Origin of the sequence: Bacillus thuringiensis (assembly GCF_001455345.1) — a bacterium.
Lineage (GTDB): Bacteria > Bacillota > Bacilli > Bacillales > Bacillaceae_G > Bacillus_A > Bacillus_A thuringiensis_N.
This window is the reverse complement of sequence record NZ_CP013274.1, coordinates 121711-130000: the sequence shown is the minus strand read 5'-3', so window position 1 is coordinate 130000 and position 8290 is coordinate 121711. Positions and strand designations below refer to the sequence as shown.

Sequence of the window (8290 nt, the reverse complement as noted above, 5' to 3'; positions counted from 1 at the left end):
ACAACTACTCTACTTAAAAACTATCTTCATTAGGCCGACTTACTCGTCTTCCCAATTAAACGATGTAATATAAGTAACTGATATGCATTACATAATAAAAGTGGTATCACCATTAAATATAACCAGTCTGTATCATTAATTCGAAGAGCTGGTACCCATTCAAGAATTGTTACAACAACCATAAAGAACAAAGCGGGCACAAATGCCTTTTTATTTGTTTCCTTACTTTTTATGTAGGCAACAATAGCCCCAAACGTAAATAACACACCAGCAACAAGTATGTTATTCCCTAATGAAACTTCCCCATTTGCAATCAATACAGATCTTAAATACACGAAATCAAACAAAACAAATGCAATAAAGAAGAGCTGGACTGCATTCCATAAAGATGGTGAACGGAACATACCTAACCCAAAACGATGGATTGTTAAATAAGCAAAGAATCCCATCTGACTTATAACACTAAAAATAAATCCTACACCCATCAACCAAAAGGAAACTGCTAAAATTTCTTTTCCGTCGAAATTTTGAAAAAATTTAGCGTACTTGTCCCACTCTAAAACAAACCCAATTATGACCGTGCTAATCCCACCAAGAAACAACGTCGTAAAAAATAGTCGTACCCACTTGCGGCTATTCACAACACATCCCCCATTATCCTTATATTTCTAATTAAATTGTATCAATGACAATTTCAAAAAGCTAGCCATGTTCATGTATAAATTCCCTAAAGATATTTATATTAAAAAGAGAGAACTGTGCTGAAAGGAGTTCCAACTTATGAAACGGATGCTGCTCGTTTTGACTTCTTCTTTTCTATTACTTGTACTTGTAGCATGTGCACAAGAAAAAGAAGCAAAGTCCGAACTTGATTATGATCAAACGAAGAAAATGATTGTTGATATCTTAAAAACCGATCAAGGTAAGAAAGCCATTCAAGATGTATTAACTGATGAAAAAATGAAACAAGCACTCATACTAGATGAAACAGTAGTAAAGAAAACGATTGAAGATGCAATGGTCTCCGACAAAGGGCAACAATTCTGGGAAAAGCTCTTTAAAGACCCTGAGTTCTCATCAAAATTTGCTAAAAGTATGGGGAAAGAACAAACAACCTTAATGAAAACATTACTAAAAGACCCTGAATACCAAGCAGGCGTTATAGAAATTATGAAAAACCCTGAAGTAGAAAAAATGATGTTACAAACAATGAAGAGCAAAGAATACCGTCAATATTTACAACAAGTACTAACAGAAACTGCTGAAAGCCCACTTTTCCAAGCTAAGATGATTGATATTATTAGTAAAGGTGTACAAAAAGCTGAAAAAAGTGGATCCGATAAGAAAGAAGCAGGCGGTGAGGGTGGTTCCCAAGACGGTAAAAAGGAACAGCAGTAAAAATAATAACGATAATAATGAGTGGACAATATATGTATCGCCCACTCATTATTATTTTATTTTTGTGCAACAGCTGTTTTATCAATTACTGTCTCAGCTATCGTGCGATAAATAAGACCTGTCGTATGTGTATCTTCATATACTGACGGTGCAAAGTCTTCTTTATTCCAATCGGGTTGTTGAAGCGGGATTCTGCCAAGTACTTCTGTTTGAAGTTCTGTAGCTAATTTATCTCCTCCACCTCTTCCGAACACATATTCTTTTTCACCGGTTGTTTTACTTTCGAAATAAGCCATATTTTCAACAACCCCAAGAATACTATGTTCTGTACGTAAAGCCATAGCTCCAGCACGCGCTGCCACAAATGCCGCTGTTGGATGCGGCGTTGTTACAATAATCTCTTTACAAGCCGGTAACATTGAATGTAAATCTAACGCAACATCACCTGTACCCGGTGGTAAATCTAAAACTAAATAGTCTAAATCGCCCCACTCCACTTCTGTAAAGAAATGATTTAACATTTTCCCAAGCATAGGCCCTCTCCAAATAACCGGTGCATTATCTTCTACAAAGAATCCCATTGAGATTACCTTTACACCTAGACGCTCCACTGGAATTATTTTATCTCCTCGTACAACAGGACGTTTTTCTATCCCCATCATATCCGGTACGCTAAAACCATAAATATCGGCATCAATTATACCAACCTTTTTCCCTAGACGAGCTAAAGCAATGGCAAGGTTAACAGAAACTGTTGATTTTCCGACTCCACCTTTTCCACTCGCTACTGCTAAAAATGTCGTTTTTGAATTTGGTGACAATAAAGATTCATTTTGCTCTTCTTCCTGTTCCGGTGCAAACTGAGCTAATTCCTCTTCTGTAAATTCTGCAAAGCGAAGCCCTACTGTTGCTGCCCCTAGTTCTTTTACTAATTTTACAATTCCAGATTGCAACTGCATTTGTTCCGCTGTACCGGTTTTTACAATTGCAATTTTCACACTTACATGTTCCTTCTCAGGCTTGACTGTTACCTCTTTAATTGCACCTGTTTCTTTTAACGTTTTATGTAAAAACGGATCTACAATCCCTTCTAACGCTTCCACTACTTGCTCTTTCGTTACCATAATTAGCCCAACCCCCTGTATGAAAAATAACGTAATGTTAATTAAATTTATCTCTCTTTACTTTCGAAATAAATGCGTTTACATTTCCAGTATAACATATTTTCGGAAAACTTCGTTAACGAGAGAAACTCAAAAAATCCTCCTTATTCTGGAGGATTTCCTTTTTCCGTGAAATAACGTAATATACCACGATATACTGCAGCCGCTACCTTTTGCTGATATTTCTCCGAATTTAACATATACCTTTCATTTACATTCGATAAAAAGCCAGCTTCAATTAAAGCGCCTGGTGTTTTCGCATACTTTAATAAATACACATGGGAAATTGTTTTAGCAGAACGATTCGTATTCTCTAAACTCGTTCTCAATTCAGCTTGGATAAATTTCGCAGCACGTTCATTTTCAATCGAAGAACGGTAATAGAACGTTTGTGCGCCTTTTGATCCACTACTCGTTAAAGCATTTAAATGAATACTTGCAAAAAAGTCTACATCAGGTTTATTAATGATCTCTACACGCTTTTTTAAGTCTTCTGCTTTACGTCTACTATATGACTTTGTATCTTTCTGAGCTAAATCATAATCTCCATCACGTGTTAAAATAACTAGCGCACCTTGTTCTTGTAAATAATCTTGTACCTTCTTTGTAATCTCAAGCGTAATATCTTTTTCTACAATATCCTTTCCACCAACAGCCCCTCCGTCTGGTCCACCATGCCCAGCATCTAATACAATTACTTTCCCTGATAAGGGTAAATTCCAAGCTCGCCACGATTTTGTAATTTGAAACTCTTGTTTGACTAAAAAAAACAAAACAACCGCAGCGAGTGCAAAAGAGATAATTCGAATTCTCTTCATACCTTTCCTCCTCCAGCTAGTCCCTCTAATTACTTATATGGGACAAGAGGAAAGTTTATGCTTGTCTTAATGAAGCTTTAAACGATATCTTCTTTCACCTTTTTCATACCCTTCCTGCCACCATAAGCCGATAAACTGCTGGCAAGATTCAAAAAGTAATTCCTCATCTTGTAACTTAATTTCCCGCATAGTCATGCTCGTTAAAAATTGAAATAACGTTTCCGTTAATTGTTGCTCTTCTTCTAAGGCTCTATATTTCACATCAAAGAACGATTCACCATAATAACCAAATTTACTATACCTCGCTCCTAATAAATACGATTCTATCCCTAATTCAATGCAGTAATCTTCATACTGACGATGAAGTTCCTGCATCTGAAAGGCATCCCTAATATTTGAACGTAATGTTTTTAACGATAATTCCCGCAGCATCTTGCGTTCATATTTCAACTGCTTTTCTTTTTGTTTTTCTTGTAAGCTGACAATGACATTCATAGTACTCATAAACCTCCCTAATACGTATTAGTCTAAACTTCTAAAGAAGAAGCATACGCGAGAGGATAGCACTAAAATATTCCAAACTACAAAAATTACAAAAGAAGCATGAAACATAAAAAAACCCCAACCAAAATGGTTGGGGTTGTAGTTCGCAAAAATTAACGTTTTGAGAACTGAGGTGCACGACGTGCGCCTTTAAGACCGTATTTTTTACGCTCTTTCATACGTGCGTCACGAGTTAATAGACCTGCACGTTTTAGTGTTAGACGGTATTCTGGATCAGCTTTTAATAAAGCGCGAGAAATACCGTGACGAATAGCACCAGCTTGACCAGTGTATCCACCACCATTTACGTTTACAAGTACATCGTAGTTACCTAAAGTTTCTGTTGCAACTAGAGGTTGTTTCACTACTTCACGTAATGCAGCAAATGGGATATAGTTTTCAAAATCACGACCGTTAATGATAACGCGTCCTTCGCCTGGAACTAGGCGTACGCGCGCTACTGAACTCTTACGACGTCCAGTGCCATAGTATTGAACCTGTGCCAAAGTAAGCCCTCCTTTAATTGATTATCCGCGAAGTTCGTAAACTTCTGGTTTTTGTGCTTGGTGTGGATGCTCTGCTCCAGCATACACGTTTAGTTTCTTAGAAACTTGACGGCCTAAGCGTCCTTTTGGAAGCATGCCTTTAATTGCAAGCTCTAACATTTGTACAGGGTAGTTTGTACGCATTTCTAGAGCTGTTCTTTGTTTAAGTCCACCTGGGTGGTTAGTGTGACGGTAGTAAATTTTATCGTTTAATTTATTACCTGTTAAATGAATTTTCTCAGCGTTAATAATAATTACATGATCACCCGTGTCAACGTGTGGTGTAAATGTAGGTTTGTTTTTACCACGTAAAATGGATGCTACTTCACTAGCAAGGCGACCTAAAGTTTGACCTTCAGCATCAACCACATACCATTTACGCTCAACTTCGTTAGCTTTTGCCATAAAAGTCGTACGCATGTGTTTCCCTCCTCGTTATCTTTTCCATAGAAAAAATCTATTGTTTATCTTAAACACGATTTCCTTCCGGGGCTAATCGTGGTTTTAGAAACAATACCATATGTTATGATATACTTTTGAGTTTCTAATGTCAAGCAAATGTTACACCAGGATTAGTTGTTATAGTTTACCTGCCATAAATAAAGCCCATGACCTGGAGCCATCTTTCCAGCAAACTGACGATTTTGTTTCGCTAAAATCTCTGGAATGCTATCAGGATCAAGCTTTCCCTGCCCTACGCTAAGTAACGTACCAACAATAATTCTGACCATATTATATAAAAATCCATTACCTACAAAACGAAAAATTAATTCATCATCTTGCTCAATTAACTCGATTTCATAAATTGTTCGCACTTTATCTTTTTTGTCAGTTTTTGCCGAACAAAAAGAAGTGAAATCATGCGTTCCGATAAAATAAGGAATCGCTTTTCTTATAGAATTGATTTCGAGCGGATATGGATATTGATATACATAATTTCTACGGAATACATCCGCAGTCTTTGATAATAATACACGATAACGATATTCTTTTCTCTCAACACCGTATCGCGCATGAAATTCTTCTGTTTTTTTCTCTACCTGTCTAATAACAATATCATCTGGCAGCATTGTGTTTAACGCATTACTCCATTGCCACTCTTCAAGAGACAACGGTGTATCAAAGTGTATGACTTGTCCTTTAGCATGAACGGTAGAATCCGTCCTGCCCGATGCCTGAACACGAACAAGTTCTCCTTTATGCAATTTCTGCAAAGCTTTCTCTATCTCTTGTTGAACAGTACGATGCTGCGGCTGAATTTGATAACCACAAAAATGCATGCCATCATATGCAACCGTACATTTTATTCTATCCATTTCTCTATTCTCCATTACGATCGCACCCATGCCAAAATCCAAGCTAAACAAAGTAAACTTATAATCGTTACTGTATCGCTTATTTTCCAGCGTAGTTGCCTAAATTTAGTACGTCCTTCGCCACTTTGATATCCACGAGCTTCCATAGCAATTGCTAAGTCCTCTGCACGCTTAAAAGCACTAATAAATAAAGGGACAAGTAGTGAAATAATAGCTTTCATCCTATCTTTTATCGGTCCCCCTGCGAAATCAATACCACGTGACGCTTGTGCCTTCATTATTTTACTCGTTTCATCCATTAACGTCGGGATAAAACGAAGAGAAATTGACATCATTAATGCGATTTCATGAACAGGAACTTTTATACGCTTCAACGGCTTTAATAACGTCTCCAGACCATCTGTAATCTCAATAGGTGTCGTCGTTAGCGTTAATAATGTCGTCATTAAAATAATAACGAAGAATCGTATAGAAATGTATATCCCTTGCTCTAATCCTTTTTCATGTATCGAAAACCAACCAAGCTGGAATAGTACTTCCCCTTCTTTATTTGTAAAAATATGCAGGAAAAATGTAAAAAGAAAAATCCATAGAATTGGTTTTAAGCCCGAAAGTACATAACGAATCGGCACTTTTGCAAAAAATAAAGCAATGAGTGCATATAAAAATAAAAATCCATATGAAATCGCATTATTTGCTAAGAAAACAACAAATACATATAAAAAGACAATCAGCAGCTTCGTACGTGGATCAAGTTGATGAATAAGCGAATTCCCTGGAATATACCTTCCAATAATCAACTGCTGCATGATTCATGACCACCTTTTCGTAATACCTGCACAACTTCATGAGTAAGATCCTCTAAAGATAAGGTAGCCTTTGGAATTGAAATACCAAACTTCTCTTCAATCGCACGTTTATACTTTAAAGACATAGGAAGATCCACGCCAATTTTCTCTAGTTCATCAGCATGTGAAAACACTTCCTCTGCACTTCCTTGCAAAAAGACCGTTCCTTTATGCATAACTACAATCTGCTGCGCATACTTAGCAGCATCCTCCATATTATGCGTTACAAGGATAACTGTAAGGCCTTTCTCCTTATGAAGCTTATAAAACATCTCCATAAGTTCATTCTGCCCTTTAGGATCTAGTCCAGCTGTAGGTTCATCTAAGACAAGCACTTCAGGTTCCATCGCCAGTACGCCTGCTATCGCAACACGCCTCATTTGCCCACCGCTTAACTCAAATGGCGAACGTGTTAACAGTTCTGGTTCTAATCCTACAAGTTCAATTGCCTCTCTTGCCTTTTGCTTCGCTTCTTCTACAGATACTCCAAAATTAGTGGGGCCGAAACAAATGTCTTTCTCCACAGTCTCTTCAAATAACTGATGTTCTGGGAATTGAAAGACAACCCCTACTTTTTTACGTAGTGGCTTTAGCTTTTTCTCTTTCTTTCCTGCCGAAATAAAATGTTCACCAATTTGAACGGTACCACTTGTCGGCTGCAATAAACCATTTAAATGTTGAATCATCGTCGACTTACCTGAACCAGTATGACCGATAATGGCATAATAGCCCCCACTTGGAAACGACACGTCCACATCATAAAGTGCGCGTCTTTCAAACGGAGTTTTATATTGATAACGATGTTCTACTTTTTGGAATGTAATCTCCAAAGTTCGTTCACCAAGCTTTCCATTGTAAGATGCGTATTTTGCAAGAGAATTTCATTTCTTTTTAATAATTCTGCTATTTTCACTGAAAATGGTACATCTAATCCAATTTCTTGGAGCATATGAGAGGACTTGAAAATTTGCTCTGGAGTCCCTTCCTCTAATATCTCTCCCTTATTTAAAATAATGACACGGTCTGACTGTGCCGCTTCTTCTAAATCATGCGTAATTGATAACACAGTAATACCTTTTTCATTAACAAGTTGTCTAACCGTTTCTACTACTTCACGTCTCCCTTGGGGGTCTAACATTGAAGTTGCTTCATCTAGTATTAAAATAGATGGCTGAAGTGCTAAAACACCTGCTATTGCCACTCGCTGCTTTTGTCCACCAGATAACGAATGAGGCTCATCATTAAGAAAATCTTCCATACGGACAAGTTGCAAGGCCTGTTCTAATCTTTCTATCATCTGCTCTCTTGGCATTCCGATATTCTCTAAACCAAATACAACATCATCTTGCACTGTTGTTCCAACAAATTGATTATCTGGATTTTGAAATACCATTCCAATTTGTTTTCGAACATCCCATACCGTTTCCTCTGATAAAATCATTGTATCGTTTACTGTAATTGTCCCTGCTTCCGGTAAAAATAAACCATTCAATAATTTTGCAAGTGTAGACTTCCCGGAACCGTTTTGTCCAATAACAGATACCCACTCTCCCTCATATAAGGAAAATGAAACATCTTTTAATGCATAAGTGGCTGCCCCAGGATATTGAAATGATATATTTTCTGTCCGAAGTTTCTCTTTTTTCAATACAAGGCACC

General features: G+C 37.3%; 11 protein-coding genes. 1 reads left to right on the top strand and 10 read right to left on the bottom strand.

Features of this window, described 5'->3' with window-relative positions; genetic code table 11:
• Window positions 1-29: 29 nt before the first annotated feature.
• Window positions 30-641: a KinB signaling pathway activation protein KbaA gene (kbaA, locus tag ATN06_RS00965; protein ID WP_060629219.1), complete on the bottom strand. Its 612-nt coding sequence runs from the start codon at window positions 639-641 to the stop codon at window positions 30-32.
• A 139-nt stretch (window positions 642-780) separates the two neighbouring features.
• On the opposite strand from kbaA, the gene gerD reads away from it, so the two are divergent.
• Complete coding sequence (gene gerD / locus ATN06_RS00960; RefSeq protein WP_060629218.1) at window positions 781-1398, top strand: spore germination protein GerD; 618 nt, start codon at window positions 781-783, stop codon at window positions 1396-1398.
• A gap of 56 nt (window positions 1399-1454) precedes the next feature.
• Here the strand turns inward: gerD and ATN06_RS00955 are convergent, their stop codons facing one another.
• From ATN06_RS00955 to ATN06_RS00915, 9 genes are all read right to left on the bottom strand, one after another.
• The gene (locus tag ATN06_RS00955) at window positions 1455-2522 is read right to left on the bottom strand and encodes an Mrp/NBP35 family ATP-binding protein (RefSeq protein WP_016089666.1); all 1068 of its coding nucleotides are present in this window, start codon (window positions 2520-2522) and stop codon (window positions 1455-1457) included.
• Between the two features lie 143 nt (window positions 2523-2665).
• The gene (gene cwlD / locus ATN06_RS00950) at window positions 2666-3379 is read right to left on the bottom strand and encodes an N-acetylmuramoyl-L-alanine amidase CwlD (protein ID WP_060629217.1); all 714 of its coding nucleotides are present in this window, start codon (window positions 3377-3379) and stop codon (window positions 2666-2668) included.
• A 66-nt stretch (window positions 3380-3445) separates the two neighbouring features.
• Window positions 3446-3874, bottom strand: coding sequence for a YbaK family protein (locus ATN06_RS00945; RefSeq protein WP_001101006.1), 429 nt, complete (start codon window positions 3872-3874; stop codon window positions 3446-3448).
• Between the two features lie 161 nt (window positions 3875-4035).
• Window positions 4036-4428: a 30S ribosomal protein S9 gene (rpsI, locus tag ATN06_RS00940; protein WP_000079986.1), complete on the bottom strand. Its 393-nt coding sequence runs from the start codon at window positions 4426-4428 to the stop codon at window positions 4036-4038.
• Between the two features lie 21 nt (window positions 4429-4449).
• On the bottom strand, window positions 4450-4887 hold the full coding sequence (gene rplM, locus ATN06_RS00935; RefSeq protein ID WP_001260793.1) for a 50S ribosomal protein L13: 438 nt from the start codon (window positions 4885-4887) through the stop codon (window positions 4450-4452).
• 152 nt (window positions 4888-5039) lie between these two features.
• On the bottom strand, window positions 5040-5783 hold the full coding sequence (gene truA, locus ATN06_RS00930; protein ID WP_060633077.1) for a tRNA pseudouridine(38-40) synthase TruA: 744 nt from the start codon (window positions 5781-5783) through the stop codon (window positions 5040-5042).
• 14 nt (window positions 5784-5797) lie between these two features.
• Window positions 5798-6592: an energy-coupling factor transporter transmembrane component T family protein gene (locus tag ATN06_RS00925; protein WP_060629216.1), complete on the bottom strand. Its 795-nt coding sequence runs from the start codon at window positions 6590-6592 to the stop codon at window positions 5798-5800.
• On the bottom strand, window positions 6580-7461 hold the full coding sequence (locus ATN06_RS00920; protein ID WP_060629215.1) for an energy-coupling factor ABC transporter ATP-binding protein: 882 nt from the start codon (window positions 7459-7461) through the stop codon (window positions 6580-6582). Before ATN06_RS00920 ends, ATN06_RS00925 begins: the two co-directional genes overlap by 13 nt.
• Entirely contained in the window at window positions 7437-8279 is an 843-nt protein-coding gene (locus ATN06_RS00915; protein ID WP_060629214.1) for an energy-coupling factor ABC transporter ATP-binding protein, read from the bottom strand. The genes ATN06_RS00920 and ATN06_RS00915 overlap by 25 nt, the downstream gene beginning before the upstream one ends.
• Between the last annotated feature and the right edge of the window lie 11 nt (window positions 8280-8290).